The sequence below is a fragment of the Faecalibacterium intestinale genome (assembly GCF_040096575.1).
GTDB classification, from domain to species: domain Bacteria; phylum Bacillota; class Clostridia; order Oscillospirales; family Ruminococcaceae; genus Faecalibacterium; species Faecalibacterium intestinale.
The window spans coordinates 24,176-42,274 of record NZ_JBBMEN010000023.1 but is presented as its reverse complement, the minus strand read 5'-3'; the positions used below and the strand labels follow the sequence as shown (position 1 = coordinate 42,274).

General features: G+C 58.8%; 14 protein-coding genes and 1 riboswitch. Of the genes, 7 read left to right on the top strand and 7 right to left on the bottom strand.

Annotation, left to right across the window (positions count from 1 at the left end; all coding sequences use genetic code 11):
• Nucleotides 1–238: 238 nt before the first annotated feature.
• Together WMO20_RS12250 and WMO20_RS12245 are read left to right on the top strand one after the other, a co-directional pair.
• Nucleotides 239–571 (top strand): PadR family transcriptional regulator, encoded by a 333-nt coding sequence (locus WMO20_RS12250; RefSeq protein WP_295815553.1) that lies wholly within the window; start codon nucleotides 239–241, stop codon nucleotides 569–571.
• Nucleotides 564–1,232, top strand: a complete 669-nt coding sequence (locus WMO20_RS12245; protein WP_349187029.1) for a hypothetical protein — start codon at nucleotides 564–566, stop codon at nucleotides 1,230–1,232. Before WMO20_RS12250 ends, WMO20_RS12245 begins: the two co-directional genes overlap by 8 nt.
• A gap of 92 nt (nucleotides 1,233–1,324) precedes the next feature.
• Here WMO20_RS12245 and fba read toward each other — a convergent pair whose 3' ends face one another.
• Nucleotides 1,325–2,188: a class II fructose-1,6-bisphosphate aldolase gene (gene fba / locus WMO20_RS12240; RefSeq protein ID WP_005920439.1), complete on the bottom strand. Its 864-nt coding sequence runs from the start codon at nucleotides 2,186–2,188 to the stop codon at nucleotides 1,325–1,327.
• Between the two features lie 448 nt (nucleotides 2,189–2,636).
• Here fba and WMO20_RS12235 point away from each other — a divergent pair, with 448 nt between their 5' ends.
• From WMO20_RS12235 to WMO20_RS12225, 3 genes are read left to right on the top strand one after another with little or no spacing between them, the layout of a single operon-like run.
• On the top strand, nucleotides 2,637–2,993 hold the full coding sequence (locus WMO20_RS12235; RefSeq protein ID WP_349187028.1) for a hypothetical protein: 357 nt from the start codon (nucleotides 2,637–2,639) through the stop codon (nucleotides 2,991–2,993).
• Complete coding sequence (gene rlmB, locus WMO20_RS12230) at nucleotides 2,980–3,786, top strand: 23S rRNA (guanosine(2251)-2'-O)-methyltransferase RlmB (protein WP_349187026.1); 807 nt, start codon at nucleotides 2,980–2,982, stop codon at nucleotides 3,784–3,786. The genes WMO20_RS12235 and rlmB overlap by 14 nt, the downstream gene beginning before the upstream one ends.
• 42 nt (nucleotides 3,787–3,828) lie before the next feature.
• The gene (locus WMO20_RS12225) at nucleotides 3,829–6,540 is read left to right on the top strand and encodes an HAD family hydrolase (RefSeq protein ID WP_349187025.1); all 2,712 of its coding nucleotides are present in this window, start codon (nucleotides 3,829–3,831) and stop codon (nucleotides 6,538–6,540) included.
• 72 nt (nucleotides 6,541–6,612) lie between these two features.
• Here the strand turns inward: WMO20_RS12225 and WMO20_RS12220 are convergent, their stop codons facing one another.
• The 6 genes from WMO20_RS12220 to WMO20_RS12195 all read right to left on the bottom strand — a co-directional run bounded on the left by WMO20_RS12220 (nucleotide 6,613) and on the right by WMO20_RS12195 (nucleotide 14,998).
• Nucleotides 6,613–7,998 carry an alanine/glycine:cation symporter family protein gene (locus tag WMO20_RS12220; RefSeq protein ID WP_349187023.1) on the bottom strand — a complete coding sequence of 462 codons (1,386 nt, stop codon included), beginning with the start codon at nucleotides 7,996–7,998 and terminating at the stop codon, nucleotides 6,613–6,615.
• A gap of 257 nt (nucleotides 7,999–8,255) precedes the next feature.
• Complete coding sequence (thiC, locus tag WMO20_RS12215) at nucleotides 8,256–9,566, bottom strand: phosphomethylpyrimidine synthase ThiC (protein ID WP_349187022.1); 1,311 nt, start codon at nucleotides 9,564–9,566, stop codon at nucleotides 8,256–8,258.
• 446 nt (nucleotides 9,567–10,012) lie between these two features.
• Nucleotides 10,013–10,651, bottom strand: a complete 639-nt coding sequence (gene thiE / locus WMO20_RS12210; protein WP_349187020.1) for a thiamine phosphate synthase — start codon at nucleotides 10,649–10,651, stop codon at nucleotides 10,013–10,015.
• The gene (thiM, locus tag WMO20_RS12205; RefSeq protein WP_349187019.1) at nucleotides 10,638–11,459 is read right to left on the bottom strand and encodes a hydroxyethylthiazole kinase; all 822 of its coding nucleotides are present in this window, start codon (nucleotides 11,457–11,459) and stop codon (nucleotides 10,638–10,640) included. The genes thiE and thiM overlap by 14 nt, the downstream gene beginning before the upstream one ends.
• Before the next feature lie 15 nt (nucleotides 11,460–11,474).
• Entirely contained in the window at nucleotides 11,475–11,990 is a 516-nt protein-coding gene (gene thiW / locus WMO20_RS12200) for an energy coupling factor transporter S component ThiW (protein WP_015536868.1), read from the bottom strand.
• Between the two features lie 262 nt (nucleotides 11,991–12,252).
• Nucleotides 12,253–12,361, bottom strand: a riboswitch (TPP riboswitch).
• A 201-nt stretch (nucleotides 12,362–12,562) separates the two neighbouring features.
• Entirely contained in the window at nucleotides 12,563–14,998 is a 2,436-nt protein-coding gene (locus tag WMO20_RS12195; protein ID WP_349187017.1) for a glycoside hydrolase family 94 protein, read from the bottom strand.
• 528 nt (nucleotides 14,999–15,526) lie between these two features.
• On the opposite strand from WMO20_RS12195, the gene WMO20_RS12190 reads away from it, so the two are divergent.
• Together WMO20_RS12190 and WMO20_RS12185 are read left to right on the top strand one after the other, a co-directional pair.
• A complete protein-coding gene (locus WMO20_RS12190; RefSeq protein ID WP_316544584.1) occupies nucleotides 15,527–16,534 on the top strand; it encodes a LacI family DNA-binding transcriptional regulator in 1,008 nt (335 codons plus the stop codon).
• Between the two features lie 78 nt (nucleotides 16,535–16,612).
• A complete protein-coding gene (locus tag WMO20_RS12185; RefSeq protein WP_112090564.1) occupies nucleotides 16,613–18,058 on the top strand; it encodes a twin-arginine translocation signal domain-containing protein in 1,446 nt (481 codons plus the stop codon).
• Nucleotides 18,059–18,099 lie beyond the last annotated feature (41 nt).

Below are 18,099 nucleotides of genomic sequence, written 5' to 3'. Positions count from 1 at the left end.
CACAGAAGTTAAGCTTACTTGTGCCGAAGATAGTTAGCTGGAAACGGCTTGTGAAAATAGGTAGTCGCCGACTTAACTGAAAGCTCTGAGATGAAAGTCTCAGGGCTTTTTTGTTGCATAAAAATATGGCATGATTTTTGGTTGTAATGCCAATAGGTCAGGACTTGACAGAAACACTACTATGTAATACAATGTAGATAAGCTACTACGCATTACATACTAGCAGAAAGGAGGACTTATGGAAAACAACGCACAGCTTTTAAAAGGTGTTCTGGAATACTGTGTCCTGAAATTGATTGCGCAAGAGCCGACCTATGGCTATGAGATCGTGATGCATCTGAAACAGGTCGGATTTTCTGACTTGAGTGAAAGCACGCTCTATCCGCTGCTATTGCGCTTGGAGCAGCAGGGAAAGGTTACGGTAGAGCGCAGACCTTCTCCCAAGGGACCGAGCCGAAAATATTACATTGTAACGGAAGAAGGACGGCTGGCGCTTCTTGAGTTTCGGCAGGATTGGAGCCAACTTTGCCAGCTGGTGGAAAAAATTTTTAAGGAGGAGCCAGATGAATAAGTATTTTGCATTGCGAAAAACAAACCGGATGCGTACTAAGCTGCTGACCGAAGAAAGTCAGGCACAGCTTAAAGAAGTGATTCGTTATCTTCGCCGGGTCAGCTGGGACTTCTGTGGTATCGAACTTGTGCGCAGCGATTTGCTTGATATTGCAATCCAAGCCAACAAGGAAAATCAGGAACTGTTTCATTCGATTTCGGACGCAAAGACCTTTGTGGACGAGGTCAAGCCCAGCTTGAAAACACTGAGAGCCGGGGATTACTTCTGGTATGTTGCACCTCTGTATTTCTTTTTTGGGTGGGGCATTGAAGGGTTGCTGCTCTATCCGATTATTGGAAATTGGGTTTTTGAGCTTTCGGTAGGCTATCTGATGCAGCTTGTTGTTGCAGTGGCGGCGTTTTGCATACTGTTCCGCCGGATGATGGAGCAGGTGGGCTTTCCGCCGCGGGAGCATTGGCTGAAATATGCTGCATGGCTGGTGCTTTATATCGTAATTTTGTATGGAACGGGCTGGTTCTTTACCCAGATCGCGGGCAATCTCGTGTTGTTGCGGCTTCCGATTCTTAGCTATTCAATCGTTTGTCTGCTTCTGGGTGCGGGACTGTATGCAATCCATTTCTGGCGATATGGAAACGACCCACGGCTGAGTGCTCGCATATAAAACAAAAAGCGGCTCCGCTGCACTGTGCATAACAGTGCGGCGGAGCCGCATACTTTATTGGGTGGTGTACCGGTTAGGATACGAGCTTTTGCTTAGCCCTTGCCTGCGCAGCCGAACAGCTCGATCTTCTCCTTGCACTTGGCCTCGATGGCCTTTGCGCCGGGAGCCAGCAGCTTGCGGGGGTCGAAGCCCTTGCCCTGCTGATCCTTGCCCTCTTCGATGTACTTGCGGGTGGCCTCAGCAAACACCAGCTGGCACTCGGTGTTGATGTTGATCTTGGAAACACCCAGGCTGATGGCCTTTGCGATCATCTCGTCGGGGATGCCGGTGCCGCCGTGCAGAACCAGAGGAATGTTGTTGGTGGCCTTATGGATGCGGTCCAGAGCCTCGAAGTCCAGACCCTTCCAGTTTGCGGGGTAGACGCCGTGGATGTTGCCGATGCCGGCAGCCAGGAAGTCGATGCCCAGAGCGGTGATCTTTGCGCACTCCTCGGGATCAGCGATCTCGCCAGCGCCTACAACGCCGTCCTCAACGCCGCCGATGGAGCCAACCTCGGCCTCGATGCTCATGCCGTGAGCGTGTGCCAGAGCAACCAGCTCCTTGGTCTTTTCCACGTTCTCCTCGATGGAGTAGTGGCTGCCATCGAACATGATGGAAGAGAAGCCGGCCTCAACGCAGGCCTTGCAGCCCTCGTAGGTGCCGTGATCCAGATGCAGAGCAACGGGAACAGTGATGCCCATGGAATCGACCATAGCGCTGACCATAGCGGCAACAGTCTTGAAGCCGGTCATGTACTTACCTGCACCCTCGGAAACACCCAGAATGACGGGGCTCTTCATTTCCTCGCAGGCGGTCAGGACTGCCTTGGTCCACTCCAGATTATTGATGTTGAACTGCGGCACACCGTAGTGGCCATCGCGTGCCTTGAGCAGCATTTCGGTTGCATTTACCAACATTATTCATTACCTCCAAAAATTATCGGGGTTCCGGCTCTGCCACACACCGCATTGTGCATGGTTTAACGAGCCCACATGGTTAGTATACCCCAAACTGCGCCTAAAATCAATCCGAACAGGCGCTTTTTCTTGCATAGAGCTGCTGCGGAACAGGCACGGCACAAAGCAGCTCTGGCGGCTGCATCAGAAACTTATTATGTTTAGAGACAAAAATCCATATATGCCGCAACATCTGCCTTGTGCTTGGATGAGGTGGGTTTTCAACACATTTTAACATTCGTCAAAATGATGTTGGAGAAAATTGCAAAAGCGGACAATTTCCGGTTCAAAAAATTGTCATAATTCCGACTTGAATTTTACAAATTGTAAGACTTTTGCTAAGATATGGAGGAACTTGCTGTTGAAAACCCGGTGGAAACTGTTTAATTCCACCCGGAAAACGGGCGCTATGGCTGGACTTTTACACACTTTCCACCGAGTTTTCAACTTGTGGAAAAATTACAGAGCGTTTACGGAATGTATAGACGTTTTTTGTGGAAAACTTTTGACCTTGGCAAAACGGCGGAATTGCACCCCGCCGACCGGGCAGCGGGCAAAACATTTTTACAGCTGCCGAAACCGGCAGGAAGGAACGCTTTTTACCGAAAAAATTTTAGCGCCGGGCAATAAAATCTCTGCAATTTGTGGCGAAGCCGGGCGAGATATGGTATACTTTATCTTGGATTATCATAAACAGAATAAAACGCTCCGGCGCGGCACCGCCCGCCCGGAACGGAAGGAGCATAAAAAAGATGGAAGAACGTAACCAGCCGCGCCGTCCGCGCCGCGATGCAGAGCAGCCGCAGCAGAAAAGCGAGAGCCTGATCTACGGCAAAAACCCTGTGACCGAGCTGCTCAAGAGCGGCTCCGGTGTGGACACCGTGCTTATTGCCGAGGGGATGGCTCCGGTAGTGGCGGCATACTATACAGCGCTGGCCAAAGAGGCCGGCGCAACGGTCAAGCGGGTGCACCCCAACAAGCTGCGCCTGATGACCGGCACCGAGAGCCATCAGGGCGTGGCGGCCTTTGCAAGCGAGATCGAGTACGCGACCGTGGAGGATCTGCTGGCAGCAGCCAAAGCCAAGGGCGAGCCGCCCTTTTTGGTGCTGAGCGACGGCATTGAGGATCCCCACAATCTGGGCGCAGTCATGCGCAGCGCCCTGCTGTGCGGTGCCCACGGCATCGTCATCCCCAAGCGTGGCGGCGCATCCGTTACCCCCACCGTGATCAAGTCCAGCGCAGGCGCTGCCGAGCGTCTGCCGGTGGCGCGTGTGGCCAACATCGGCGAGACCATCCGCCGCCTGAAGGAGCAGGGCGTGTTCGTCTACTGCGCCGACATGGACGGCGTCTCCCTGCGCAAAAATAACCTGACCGGCCCCATCGCGCTGGTACTGGGCAGCGAGGGCAGCGGGGTATCCCAGCTGGTAAAGAAGCTGTGCGACGGTGTGGTGCGGCTGGATATGGCTGCACCCGGTACCGGCGTGGACAGTTATAACGTTTCGGTGGCGGCAGGCATCATTCTGTACGAGATCCAGTCGCAGCGCGCCGTAGAAGAATAAAACAAGCGGTAAACTCCATCCAGAACAGTGGGAGGGACAAGGATGCCGAACAATAAAAATGAACGCAAGGGCAAGCAGACGGGAGAGCTCTCGGCTGAAGAGCGGTTCCGCAACTTCTTCAGCACCAGTGTGATCGATCTGCCCGAGGAGATGACCCACCGGGACGAGCCTGCCCCAGTGGAGGAAAAGCCCAAGGCCGGGCTGCTGGGCAAGCTGTTCGGCCACGATAAAGAAGAAACGCCCGCCGCGGCACAGCCGGTGCTGGAGATCCCCACTGGCGAGATCCTGCTGGGGGCAGATGCAAAGCCGGTACAGCCGGAGCAGGAGGACATGGCGCTGGAGCTGCGCACCGCAGACCCTGTTCCGGTAATGCCGCTGCAGTTTGCCCGGACAGAGCCGGTCGAGGCAGCGCCGGAAGAGCCGGTGCCTGCACCCAAGGCGGCTGCTGCTGTGCAGCAGGCAACGGAAAAGCCCGTACCGCAGCCAAAGCCGCAGCCCGCTGCAGCGCCCCAAAAGCAGCCCAAGGCGAAAAACGCCCCGGAGATACTGCTGCCGCAGGAGGAACTGGAACAGCGGGAGATGCAGCAGCTGAAGGATATGCTCAACGGCATGAGCGGCAAGGCAAAGCCTGCCGTGCAGCCGGCAAAGCCCGTGCAGGCAGCGCCGCAGCCAAAGGTGCAGCCCGCGCCTGCACAGCCTGCGGCAGAGCCGGAAAAAGCCCCGGCAAAGGCTGCACAAAAGGCCGCCGAGGAACTGCCGCCGGTGGTGTTTGCCAGCGCTCCGGCAGACCCGGAAACGCTGCCGAAAAAGCCTGAGAAAAAGTCGATCTTCCAGATGTTCGGCACGGCAGAGGACGAAAAGCCCGCTGCCCACAAGCCGGAAAAAGAGGATACCATGAGCCTGCCGCTGCTCCCGCTGGAGCAGGACGGCGCTCCTGCTGATGAAACAGTGCCCGCACCGGCAGTCGATGCAGCTGTGACCCCGGCACAGCCGGAGGACGCACCCGCAGCAGAAACCGCTGCCCCTGCCGAGGATACTGTGCCGGAATCCATCGCTGACAAACTGCACCACATGGCCGCAGAGCTGACCTTGCGCTGTGTGCTGGCGGGCATTCTGGCTGTGGTGCTGCTGCACCTTGGGCTGACGGCAGAACGTCTGCTGCCGCCGCTTTCGGTGCTGGACCCGGACGCAGCACCGGCGGCGTTCTATGCCGCCAATCTGCTGCTGTTTGCCGCCAGCCTGTTTGTGGGCTACCCGGTGCTGCGGGACGGCCTGACCGGCTTGCGCGGCCGTCCCAGTGCGGACACCATGCCCGCGCTGGCTGCTGTGGCAGCGCTGCTGCAGGCAGTGGTGGCCATGCTGAATGCCAACGCCTACCGCAGCACCGAGGGCATCGGTCTGCTGACCGGTATGGCGGCGCTGGGACTGTTTCTGGCGCTGGTGGGCAGCCGGGTGATGCTGTCTGCCGTGCAGGGCGGCTACGCGCTGGCGGCAGAGGGCGGCGAACTGCGGGGCGCTTACCGCACCCGCGATAAAGACCTGATCCGCGCCCTCGCCCGGGATCTGGAGCAGAAGGACCCGTGGGTGCTGCTGAGCCGCCCGGTGCAGACTGCCAGCGATGACTTTGTGGAGCAGAGTCTCAGCGAGCGCGCCAGCGAGCGCCGCGCCCGCAAGGTGGCCTGTGTTCTGCTGGCGGCGGCAGTGCTCAGCGGCGTAGCCTTCCTGCTGTTCGGCGGCGGCATCAACTGCGCTGTAGCTGCGGCTGCTGCCGTGCTGTGCATGGGCGCACCCCTTTCCTCGGTGCTGGTGCCGGGTCTGGCGGCGCTGCGGCTGCAAAGAGCTGCCGCCGCTGTGGGCGCTGTGGTGCCCGGCTGGGCAGCCATTGAGGAGCTGGGCGGCATCGACACCATTGAGCTGGATGCCGATGACCTGTTTACCGCTGACAGCGTGACGCTGGAGGATATCCGCATCTTCAAGGGCGGCCGCATCGACCGCGCCATCCTGTATGCGGCCAGTGTACTGAACGAGAGCTGCGACACCCTGCGCGGGCTGTTCCGCCAGATCATCGAGGACCGCACCGATATCCTGTTCCCGGTCAAGGATCTGGAGCAGCACACCGGACTGGGCTTCTCGGCGTGGTGCGACAATAACCGCATCCTCATCGGCACCCGCCGCTACATGGAGCAGGAGGGCGTTACTCTGCCGGAGCAGGACTACGAGGACAGCCACTCCAAAAATGGCGAGCTGCAAATTTTGTATCTGGCAGTGTCCGGCAACCTGCACGCCATGTTCGTGCTGCGCTATGTGGGCGGCCGCAATGTGGCACGCAGTCTTGCTTCTCTGCAAAAGGAGAACATCCGTCTGCTGGTCACCAGCAAGGATCCCAGCCTGACGGCGCGGCACATCACCGAGGCCTACCATCTGCCGGAGGGCATGGTCACGGTACTGGACGGCGACCAGTGTCAGGCTATTGAAGCCGCCGATGCAGCCCCGGCAAAGCCCAAGTGCTGCCTGTACCACCACAGGGGCTTTGCCAGCCTGACCGGCGGCTTGCAGGCCGCAGATCAGGCACAGAATGCCGAGACCAGCGCCACAACGGTGCAGCTGGTGTCGGTATGCTTCTCGGTGTTCATTGCGGTGCTGCTGACCTATGCGGGCAGCATCTGGCAGCTGTCCATCGCCACGGTGCTGATGTATCAGGCCGCATGGAGCGCATTGAGCATCGCTGTCTGCGCCCTGAAGCAGCATAGCTGAAAGCTTTCGCATATTACAAAACGGGCTGTTGCACAGAACTTTGTGCAACAGCCCGTTTTTGCTATCTTCCTTTTATTTCAGCTTTTTGCGCTTTTCGTAGTCGTTCAGGGCGGTCAGCGCCTCGCCAGAAAGGGGAACGAGCGCCAGCATATTGAAGATGGTCATCAGTCCGATGCCCACATCGCCCAGATCCCACACCACGGTGTAGGCCTGTGTGCCGCCCACCAGCAGCATGGCCAGCGCCAGCAGCTTGTAGGCAGTCTGGCTCCACCAGTTGTCGCCGCACAGGTAGGCCACATTGCCCCGGGCGTAGTACAGCACCCCCAGAAAGGTGGAGAAGCTGAACAGCGCTAAGATCACCGCAATGAACACGATGCCAAAACTGCCCAGATGGTACTGCATGGCAGTCTGTAAAAGGTCCATGCCGGTCAGCCCGGCGGTGATGTCCTGCGGCACCAGCAGCATCAGAAAAGCAGTGCAGCTGCAGATGACCACCGTGTCGATCAATACGCCCAGCGCCTGCACAAGACCCATCTTTACCGGGTCGTCACACTCCGCAGCGGCAGCGGCGCAGGGGGCAGAGCCGCTGCCCGCTTCGTTGGAGAACAGCCCGCGCTTGACACCGTTCATCAGCACTGCGCCAAAGCCGCCTGCGGCCACCTGACGCAGGCCAAAGGCTTCGGCAAAGATGCGTGCCAGCACAGCGGGCAGCTGCCGGAGATTCAGCACCACGATGCCCACCGTGATGACAAAGTAGCACACCGCCATGACCGGCACGATAAAGTCAAGGCTTTTTACGGTGGCGTTTTTGCGCAGCACGATCAGCGCCGCCAGCAGGGTAAGCACCACGGTAGTGGCCAGCGGCGGGACGTGAAAGGCGTTTTCAAAGGCAGAACTGACCGAGTTGGAAATCACCTGACTGATGCCGCACCAGCAGATCAGACCGGACACCGCAAACAGCGCTGCGCACACCGAGCGCTTGAGCTTTTTGCCCCGTTTGCGCTCTGCCAGCACATGAAGGTAGTAGGCCGGGCCGCCCCGCCAGCCGCCGTACAGCGGGTCCGGTACGCGGTACTTCTGCGCCAGAGTGGACTCTACAAAGGAGGTGGAAGCACCCAGCAGGGCGGTGACCCACATCCAGAACACCGCGCCCGCACCGCCCGCCGAAACAGCGGCCACCACGCCCACAAGGTTGCCCATGCCCACCCGGGTGGCGGTGGAGATGACCAGTGTCTGGAAGGAGGAAAGCCCGCCCGCAGCCTGCTTTTTTTCGCACACCGCGCCGATCATATCCCGGAACAGGCGCACCGGCAGCAGCCTTGTGCGCAGGGTAAAGCCGATACCGGCTGCAAACAGCAGCACCACCATGAAGGAGATGCCAATGCCGCCCGCCACTGGCAGGGTGAATAAATCGCCCCACAGCAGGCGGTAAAGCGCTTCGATCAGATCAACTATCAAGAAAACAGCCTCCTGTACTTTTGAGAAATAAAGTTGCTACTTCATTATAGTACAGCACAGAAGAATTGTAAAATCTAAAATATTGATAGAATAGATTGACCAAACTGAACGCAGTGCAGCAAATGCAAAATAATAATTCCACTGAATATGCCGCAGCTCGGCAGCGGAGGGCATTTAAATCGTCCTACAAAAAAGGGACTGCCGCACGATTGTGCAGCAGTCCCGGAGGAAGAAGCGCCTTTCAGCGCGGGAAAAGCTTACAGAATGTCGATGTATTCACCGGCCAGCGCCTTGTTCATGCTGCGCACGGCGCAGAACTTGCCGCACATACTGCAGGTGTCGCTGTGGTCGTCCTCGGGCAGGCGGGCGTCGCGGATGGCCTTGGCGGTCTCGGGGTCCAGTGCGCAGGCAAACTGTGCATCCCAGTCCAGTACGCGGCGGGCATCGCCCATCTTGTCGTCAATGTCCCGGGCATGGGGGATGCCCTTGGCAATGTCGGCGGCGTGAGCAGCGATCTTGGAGGCCACGATGCCCTGCTTTACGTCTTCCACATTGGGCAGTGCCAGATGCTCGGCGGGGGTCACATAGCACAGGAAGGCCGCACCGCTGGCGGCTGCCACTGCGCCGCCGATGGCAGCGGTGATGTGGTCGTAGCCGGGGGCGATATCGGTGACCAGAGGTCCCAGCACATAGAAGGGTGCACCCATGCAGATGCTCTTCTGCACCTCCATGTTGGCGGCGACCTGATTCAGGGGCACATGGCCGGGACCCTCCACCATTACCTGCACGTTGTGCGCCCATGCACGCTTGGTCAGCTCGCCCAGACGCACCAGTTCCTCGATCTGGCACACATCGGTGGCGTCAGCCAGACAGCCGGGACGGCAGGCGTCGCCCAGAGAGATGGTCACATCATGCTCGGCGCAGATCTCGCAGATCTCGTCAAAGTGCTCGTAGAAGGGGTTCTCGTTGCCGGTCATGCTCATCCACGCAAACACCAGAGAGCCGCCGCGGCTCACGATGTTCATCTTGCGCTTGTGCTTGCGGATCTGCTCGATGGTCTTGCGGGTGATGCCGCAGTGCAGGGTAACAAAGTCCACGCCATCCTCTGCGTGCAGGCGTACCACATCGATGAAGTCCTGTGCAGTCAGCTCCGCCAGATCCCGCTGGTAGTGGATGACCGAATCATACACCGGCACAGTGCCGATCATCACCGGGCACTCGTGGGTCAGCTTCTGGCGGAAGGGCTGGGTGTTGCCGTGGCTGGACAGATCCATAATGGCTTCTGCGCCCATGTTCACGGCGCTCATCACCTTCTGCATCTCAATGTTGTAGTCCTTGCAGTCGCGGGAGACGCCAAGGTTCACGTTGATCTTGGTGCGCAGCATGGAGCCTACGCCCTCGGGGTTCAGGCACTTGTGGTGCTTGTTGGCGGGGATGGCTACCTTGCCTTCGGCGACCCACTGGCGGATCTCCTCGGTGGTGCGGTATTCCTTTTTGGCTACGATCTCCATCTCCGGGGTGATGATGCCCTTGCGGGCGGCATTCATCTGGGTGGTATAAGTCTGCATACGCTGTGTTCCTCCAAATGACAGTTTATCTCTGAACAGCAGGGTGCTGGTCATACATTGCAGCAGGGGCGAACCGCTGGTTGGGAGTTTCTCCGAGGACCGTCCGCTGGGGTGGGACCCTGCTGCCGCAGGCAGTAGGGCGGGCGATGGAATGGACTGCAGCAGCAACGACCGCCGCCAGTGGCGGAAACAGGAAGTTGCTGCTGGGGCAGCGGCCAGTAGGATGCGAGTGCTGCTTAAGGCACGAAGCATCCGCTGGGTGCCGCAACCCGAACTCGTGTCCGAGGAGAAAGCTCCCGGCCAGCAGGCAAGTAGCCGTCATTCAGAAAAAACAGTATGCTCTGGATGCCGGCACCTGCGCAAGATACGCTTTTCATGTTGGTTTTCTCCATGAATTTTGTAACGCGGCCCAAGGTGGTGCCCCCGGTTTGCCGCGGGATGATAGCTTACTTTATGATCTGCTCCGAAAGGGCGCGCAGCTCCCGGCACTCGGCCTCGATGTCCTTTGCGGCAAAGATGGCGCTTACCAGCGCCACACCGTCCACGCCGGTGCCCTTGAGCTGCAGGATGTTCTCCTTGTGGATGCCGCCAATGGCCACCACCGGCACATCCACGGCGTTGCAGATGTCCAGCAGGGTCTGCCGGGGCATCTCGCTCACGTCCGTCTTGGTGTGGGTGGCAAATACCGCGCCTACGCCAAGATAATCCGCGCCGTGCGCCACAGCGTCCAGCGCTTCCTGTACCGTGTGGGCGGATACGCCGATCATCACGCCCTCGCCCACGCGCTGGCGCACCTGTGCGGCGGCCATATCGTCCTGCCCCACATGGATGCCCTCGGCGTGGCACTGCAAGGCCACCTCCACGTTATCGTTGATGAACAGCGGCACGCCGTACTGCTGGCACAGGGCGTGGATCTGGATGGCTTCCTGCAGAAAATCCGCGTCGCCCAGCTGCTTTTCCCGCAGCTGCACACAGGTGACACCGCCCTTCAGGGCGCTTTCCACCTGCTGATACAACGTCTGCTCGCCCACCCATGCGCGGTCGGTCACCGCGTACAGGAGCATGGTGTGTTTATCGCACTTCATAGTTTGCGCCTTTCTCCAGCTGTTCGGGGGTCATGTTGTAAATGGCATCAATGATGTAATTGCGGTAGGTAGCGTTGCCGTCCTGCGGAGTGAGCCGCTGGTGGGCAACTTCACCCGCCAGACCCATGGCGCATACCGCCGCAGCGGCAGCTTCCAGCGGGTGGCCGGGGTTGGCGGTGACAAAGGCTGCCGTCAGGGCAGAAAGCTGACAGCCTGTGCCGGTGATGCTGCTCATCATGGCGTTGCCGTTGCGGATGCAGTAGGCTTTTTGTGCATCGGCTACGATGTCGATAGCACCGGTAATGGCTACCACCGCGCCGGTGCGGGCGGCAAAAGCCTTGGCAAAGGCTACAGCGCTGTCCAGATTCTCCTCGGTCACCTTGTCGGCTACGTCTGCATCCACGCCCTTAGTAGTGCCCGCGCCGGAGGCAAGGGTTTTGATCTCCGAGATGTTGCCCCGGATCACCGTGAACTGCACCTCCCGCAGCAGGCGGAAGGCGGTGTCCGTGCGCAGATGGGAAGCGCCGGCACCCACCGGGTCCAGTACCACCGGATGCCCCAGCTGATTGGCCTTTTTGCCCGCCAGCAGCATACTGGTGACGGTGCGGCTGTTCAGTGTACCGATGTTGATATTCAGTCCGCCGCAGATGGCGGTGATCTCCTCCACCTCGGCGGCATCATCGGCCATGATGGGAGAGGCACCGCAGGCCAGCACCATGTTGGCGCAGTCGTTCACGGTGACGTAGTTGGTGATGTTGTGGATGAGAGGGCTGCGGCTGCGCAGGTTCTCAAAGGCGGTTTTGAGCATTCCCGGCACCTCCGCTCAGGAAAGGCTGTTCTGCATGGAGCGCAGAGCGCCGGAGCGCTGCAGGCTGAACACCACTGCACCGGCGATTACCGCACCCACGGCGGTGGAGATGAGGAAGGGCACGATGTAGGCGTAGAAGGCGATATCCGCAGCACTCTTGCCCATCAGGAAGATGGCCACGGGCCATGCGCACAGGCCGCCCAGAATGCTGGTGCCGAACACCTCACCCACCACGGTGGCAATCAGGTTTTTGGTCTTGTGGTATGCAAGGCCGCACAGCAGCGCACCGAACATACTGCCCGGGAAAGCCATCAGGCTGCCCAGACCCAGCAGGTTGCGCAGCAGGGAAGCTACAAAGGCTACACCGACGCCCCACCACGGCCCCAGCAGAACGGCGCACAGCACATTGACCATGTGCTGCACCGGGGCGCACTTGCTGCCGAACATGGGAAAGCTGAACACGCTGCCCACCACGCACAGGGCACAGAACATACCGGCAAGGGCAAGCTTTTTGACAGAGAGATTCTTCATGATAAATTAGCTCCTTTTCAACCATCTGCGGCAGCGCAGGACGAACACCGGTGCTCCCGCAACAAAACAGCCCGTGCCCGCCACAAGGCGGGAACAGGTACGGAAGGTGCGGTCGAAACTTACTGGTTTCCTCTCACGCCGGAACACGGCTTCCCATCGCTGCATTCATCCAAGGCTCAGGGCGCTCCCCCTCAGCCGGCTGCGGAACCACCGCAGAGGACAAAAAAACAGGAGGAGCCCAGCGCGGCTCCTCCTGCAAAAAATCATAAAGGGTATGACTTCCTACGGCGGCATTATCCGCATCAGGTAAAAGGGTCGAAGCTTGCTATACTTCCTCTCAGCCCGCTGCACGAGCTCCCCTGTGTTTGATTGTGACTGTATTTTACACCTCTTTCCCCAAAAATGCAAGAGGGAAGGGGACGATTTGGAATGCGCAGAGCAACGCGGAGCGCATTATCAATCGTTAAGCTGTTAAAATATTTTCATTGTAAACCAAAGCCGCCGTGCAGAGGTCTGCGCGGCGGCTTTGGTCACAGAAAGGAGAATAATATGAAAAAGCAGAGAAAGTCGGTTTAACCCATGGTCACCTGCACCGTTACCTCAGTGCCGGCGGCAGCCAGCGGCAGAACGTTGCCGGAGATGGCCTTGCCGTCCACGGTAACGGCCTTGATGCCGTGCTGCACCCCGGCGGCGTTATCCACCGTGATGTGGTACACAGCACCGCGGAAGCGGCGGGTCACGGTGAAGCCGGACAGGGTGTGAGGGATGCAGGGGTCTACCCGCAGGCCGTCCAAGGTGGGCTGGATGCCCAGAATGTACTGGCTGATGTTGAAGAAGGTCCATGCCGCCGTGCCGGTCAACCAGCTGTTTTTGGCTTCGCCAAAGGTGGGGGCGTCCTTACCGGCTACCATCTGGCTGTAAACGTAGGGCTCGGTGCGGTGGATCTCGGAGATGTCCTCGATATAGGCGGGGCAGGTCTTGCGGTACACCGCAAAGGCGCGGTCGCCGTGACCGAGCGTTGCCTCGGCGCAGCTGATCCACGGGTTGTTGTGGCAGAAGATACCGGCGTTCTCCTTGTATCCCGGAGGATAGCTGGAGATCTCGCCCAGATTCAGCTGATAGCTGGTGTAGGCGGGCTGCAACAGCACCACACCGTATTTGGTGTCCAGACGCTCCTCCACGCTGGCAAGCGCTTGCGCGGCCTGTCCGCTCTCCTTGCCGATGCCCGCCATGACGCACATACCCTGCGGCTCAATAAAGATCTGACCCTCGGTGCACTCCTTGCTGCCGACGGGCTTGCCGAAAGCATCGTAGGCACGGCGGAACCATGCGCCGTCCCAACCGGCGGTCAGGGTGGCCTGCTCCACGGCATCAATGTGCTTGCGGGCGGCAGCGGCCTCCTCGGTCAGATTCAGATGGTCGCACAGTTGGGCGTATTCGTGGCCGTACTTGACGAACATACCGGCAATGAATACGCTTTCGGCCACGGGACCCTCGCTGGGGCCGGTGATCTGGAAGCTCTCGCCCGGGTGCTCGGAGAAGCAGTTCAGGTTCAGGCAGTCGTTCCAGTCGGCGCGGCCGATCAGCGGCAGGCCGTGGGGACCCAGATGGGTGCAGGTAAAGTTGAAGCTGCGGCGCAGGTGCTCCATCAGGGTCTGTGCCTTGGTGGCGTCATTGTCAAAGGGCACCTGCTCTTCCAGAATGGACCAGTCGCCGGTCTCCCGCAGGTAGGCGGCGGTACCGGCAATGAGCCACAGCGGGTCATCGTTGAAGCCGGTGCCGATATCCCGGTTGCCCTTTTTGGTCAGGGGCTGGTACTGGTGGTAGGCGCTGCCGTCCTCAAACTGGGTGGCGGCGATATCCAGAATGCGCTCCCGGGCGCGGGAGGGGATGATGTGCACAAAGCCCAGCAGATCCTGACAGCTGTCCCGGAAGCCCATGCCGCGCCCGGTACCGCTTTCAAAGTAGCTGGCAGAGCGGCTCATATTAAAGGTGACCATGCACTGGTACTGGTGCCAGATGTTGACCATGCGGTTCAGCTTTTCCTCGCCGGAGTCCAGATGGTAGGTGGACAGCAGCTGCTCCCAGTGGGTGCGCAGGGCGGCGCGGGCGGCATCGACCTGTGTATCCGTAGCGTAGCGCTCCATCATGGCATGGGCGCGGGTCTTGTTGATGACGCCCGGTGCAATGAACTTTTCCTGCTGCGGGTTCTCAATGTAGCCCAGACCGAACAGGACGCTGCGGCTCTCGCCGGGGGCGAGGGTCAGGTGGATGTGCAGTGCGCCCACCGGTGCCCAGCCGTGGGTAATGCTGCCGGAGCAGTGTCCGGCGCGGACGGCCTGCGGGTCTGCCGGGCCGCCGTACACGCCGCAGAAGGCATCCCGGGTGGTGTCAAAGCTGTCCACCGGGCAGTTTGCCCAGAACACGGCGTAGTGGTCGCGGCGCTCGCGGTACTCGGTCTTGTGGTAGATGACGCTGCCCTCTACCTCCACCTCACCGGTGGAGAAGTTGCGCTGGAAGTTGGAGCCGTCGTCCACAGCATCCCACAGGCAGAACTCCACATAGCTGAACAGATCCAGCTCCTTGACGATGGTGCTGCCGTTGCACACCGTCACCCGGTCCAGCTCACAGGCATCGCCCTTGGGGACGAACAGTTCCTGCCGAGCGGTCACGCCGTCCTTTTTGCCCTCCAAAATAGTGTAGCCCAGACCGTGGCGGCAGCTGTAACTGTCCAGCGGGGTCTTGGTGGGCTGCCAGCCCGGGTTCCACACGGTGTCGCCGTCCTTGATGTAGATCCGGTGGCCGTCCATGTCCAGCGGGGAGTTGTTGTAGCGGTAACGGGTCAGGCGGCGCATCCGGGCGTCCCGGTAAAAGCTGTAACCGCCCGCCGTGTTGGAGACCAGACTGAAGAAGTCCTCGCTGCCAAGGTAGTTGATCCAGGGCAGGGGGGTCTGCGGGGTGGTGATGACATATTCCTTATTCTGGTCATCAAAATATCCGAACTTCATAATGCTTCCTCCTTAAAACTGCGCCTTGTCGGGCGGGCAGTGCGTCGATGGGCGAAAACGATTAAGGCGCTGCGAAAGAAGCAATCTCATCACGCTAAGCATACCGTATCCCACCAAAAAATGCAAGAGCTTTTTGCAAAAATCTCGGCGGAAATTTTAAAATAATCTGCGCAGCCCCGGCGGTTTTCGACGGCTTTCGGTGCTGCGCATACCGGTGAAAGACAGAACGAAGGACCCGAAACCCCATTTTAAAAGTAATATATACATACGGCCTTTGACACCGAAAACCATAACGAAACTGCAACGAAAATTTTTCTATTTTAATCGAAATGTAACGAAAGCGAATCGAAGTGCACAATTATTACAGGTGGAATTGAAACGAAATGCCAAAAGTGATGCAGCTGAGCTAAAACTTTTACGTTTTCGCTTGATTTTTGGTGCAGAATGCGATATATTGAGATTGCGAAAACGATTAAGGAACTCGCGAGAAACATTCCGCAGCTCCTTTCCTTGGAAGGAGGCCATAAGATGCCGTCCCTGAAGGATCTGGCAAAAGAGTGCGGCGTATCCGTCGCAACTGTCAGTAAGGCGCTGAACAACCAGCCGGACATCGCACCGGCCACGCGGGAACGCATCCGTGCAGCGGCTCGCCGCGTAGGGTATCTGCCCAACGCAGCAGCCCGGGCGCTGAAAACCAACCGTACTTACAACCTTGGCGTTCTGTTCGTAGATGAAAAGCAGAGCGGCCTGACCCACGAATACTTCTCCGCAGTGCTGGACAGCTTCAAGGTAGAAGCAGAAAAGCGCGGCTATGATATCACCTTCATCAACCACAACATCAGCGGCAAGTCCATGAGCTATCTGGAACATTGCCACTACCGGGGTGTGGACGGCGTGGTGATCGCCTGCGTGAACTTTTACGATCCGCAGGTGGTGGAGCTGGTCAACGGCGATGTGCCGGTGGTGACCATCGACCATGTGTTCAACAACCGGATGGCGATCCTTTCAGACAACGTGGTTGGCACAAAGGCTCTGGTACAGCAGGCATGGGCCTGCGGACACCGGCGCATCGCCTTCATCCACGGCGAAAAGACCGCCGTTACCGAGAACCGCTTGGCAGGCTTCTATCAGGCCTGCGAGGAACTGGGGCTGAAGGTGCCGGAGGAGTACGTCCGCTGCGGTGTGTACCACGATGTGGATCGCTGCGCAGAGGAGACCCGGGCGCTGCTGGCACTGCCGCAGCGGCCCACCTGCATCATCTTCCCGGATGACTTTTCCGCACTGGGCGGCTACAACGCCCTGAGCGAAGCGGGCTTGAGCATCCCGGAGGACATCTCGGTGATGGGATATGATGGCATCTATCTCTCCCGGGTGGTCAAGCCCCCGCTGGTGACCTACCAGCAGAACACCAAATCCCTTGGCAGGCTGGCAGCGGATAAGCTGATCGAGCTGATCGAGCATCCGCGTGTGACCCTGCCGGAGCAGATCCGGGTGTCCGGCAAACTGCTGGACGGCGGCTCCGTCCGCATCCTTTAACAAAGGCCCACAACTCCCGGCGCGGAGTTTTTGAGTATGAATTTTTTAATTGGAAAACCATGAAGGAGGTTTACCCTTATGAAAAAGATCTCTCGTCGTAATTTCCTGCTCGCTTCCGGTGTCGTGACGATTGGTGCTGCTCTGGCAGCCTGCGGCGGCGGCTCTTCCAGCAGCACTGCTGCTTCCTCTGCGGCTCCCGCATCCTCCGCTGCTGCTTCTGCTCCGGCTGCTGCCGAGGGCAAGGTGCTGAACATCTGGTGCTGGAATGATGAGTTCCAGAGCCGCTTCAACGACTACTATCCCGAGGTCAAGGAGATCGCAGCCGACAAGTCCACCACCACCCTGAAGGACGGCACCACCGTGAAGTGGACCATCAACGCCAACGAGAACAACAACTACCAGAACAAGCTGGACGAGGCTCTGCTGAATCAGGACTCCGCTGCCGATGATGACAAGATCGACATCTTCCTGATCGAGGCTGACTACGCTCTGAAGTATGTGGATTCCGACTATGTTCTGGATGTCAAGAAGGATATCGGCCTAACCGATTCCGATCTGGCCGGCCAGTACCAGTACACCAAGGATATCGTTTCTGTGGACGGCAGCCAGCGCGGCACCACCTGGCAGGCTACCCCGGGTCTGTTCGCATACCGCCGCAGCATTGCCAAGGAGGTGCTGGGCACCGATGACCCCGCCGAAGTGCAGACCTACCTGTCCGACTGGGATAAGTTCAACGATGTAGCTGCCAAGGCTGCTGCCAAGGGCTACAAGATGCTGTCCGGCTTTGACGATGCATACCGCACCTTCTCCAACAACGTCTCCGCACCCTGGGTCACCGGCACCACCGTTACCGTGGACGAGAACCTGATGAAGTGGGTGGATCAGACCAAGGAGTACACCGACAAGGGCTACAACAACAAGTCCAGCCTGTGGGACAGCCAGTGGGCTTCCGATCAGGGCCCCACCGGTAAGGTGTTCGGCTTCTTCTACTCCACTTGGGGCATCAACTTCACCCTGCTGGGCAACTCTCTGGCAACTCCTACCGCTGAGGGCGGCAAGGAAGAGGTTGGCAACGGCATCTACGGCGACTACGCTGTGTGCGAAGGCCCTCAGCCCTACTACTGGGGCGGCACCTGGATCTGCGGCGCAGCCGGCAGCGACAACCTTGAGACCATCAAGGACGTTATGCTGAAGCTGACCTGCGATGAAGCCATCATGAAGCAGATCACCATGGATACGCAGGATTACACCAACAACGAGAAGGCCATGAACGAGATCGCCAGCAGCGATTACAAGTCCGACTTCCTCGGCGGCCAGAACCACATCGCTCTGTTTGCAGAGGCTGCAACCAAGATCGATATGTCCAACGCCGGCCCGTACGATCAGGGCCTGAACGAGAGCTTCCAGAACGCTTTCAAGGATTACTTCACCGGCAACGTGGAGGAGGATGCCGCCAAGGCAAACTTCGAGACCGCCATCAAGGAGAAGTACCCCGAGCTGACCGACGTGGTATGGCCCGCATAAGCGGTTTTACTCCGAACTGAAATTTGAAGCAAAGGGGCGGG

Excerpts from the sequence above, each read along its gene's own strand:
- thiW (WP_015536868.1), bottom strand. The coding sequence starts at position 11,990 with ATGAAGAATCTCTCTGTCAAAAAGCTTGCCCTTGCCGGTATGTTCTGT.
- thiM (WP_349187019.1), bottom strand. The coding sequence starts at position 11,459 with ATGCTCAAAACCGCCTTTGAGAACCTGCGCAGCCGCAGCCCTCTCATC.
- WMO20_RS12185 (WP_112090564.1), top strand. The coding sequence starts at position 16,613 with ATGAAAAAGATCTCTCGTCGTAATTTCCTGCTCGCTTCCGGTGTCGTG.
- WMO20_RS12195 (WP_349187017.1), bottom strand. The coding sequence starts at position 14,998 with ATGAAGTTCGGATATTTTGATGACCAGAATAAGGAATATGTCATCACC.
- WMO20_RS12225 (WP_349187025.1), top strand. The coding sequence starts at position 3,829 with ATGCCGAACAATAAAAATGAACGCAAGGGCAAGCAGACGGGAGAGCTC.
- thiE (WP_349187020.1), bottom strand. The coding sequence starts at position 10,651 with ATGAAGTGCGATAAACACACCATGCTCCTGTACGCGGTGACCGACCGC.
- WMO20_RS12235 (WP_349187028.1), top strand. The coding sequence starts at position 2,637 with ATGGCTGGACTTTTACACACTTTCCACCGAGTTTTCAACTTGTGGAAA.
- WMO20_RS12250 (WP_295815553.1), top strand. The coding sequence starts at position 239 with ATGGAAAACAACGCACAGCTTTTAAAAGGTGTTCTGGAATACTGTGTC.
- rlmB (WP_349187026.1), top strand. The coding sequence starts at position 2,980 with ATGGAAGAACGTAACCAGCCGCGCCGTCCGCGCCGCGATGCAGAGCAG.
- WMO20_RS12190 (WP_316544584.1), top strand. The coding sequence starts at position 15,527 with ATGCCGTCCCTGAAGGATCTGGCAAAAGAGTGCGGCGTATCCGTCGCA.
- fba (WP_005920439.1), bottom strand. The coding sequence starts at position 2,188 with ATGTTGGTAAATGCAACCGAAATGCTGCTCAAGGCACGCGATGGCCAC.
- thiC (WP_349187022.1), bottom strand. The coding sequence starts at position 9,566 with ATGCAGACTTATACCACCCAGATGAATGCCGCCCGCAAGGGCATCATC.
- WMO20_RS12245 (WP_349187029.1), top strand. The coding sequence starts at position 564 with ATGAATAAGTATTTTGCATTGCGAAAAACAAACCGGATGCGTACTAAG.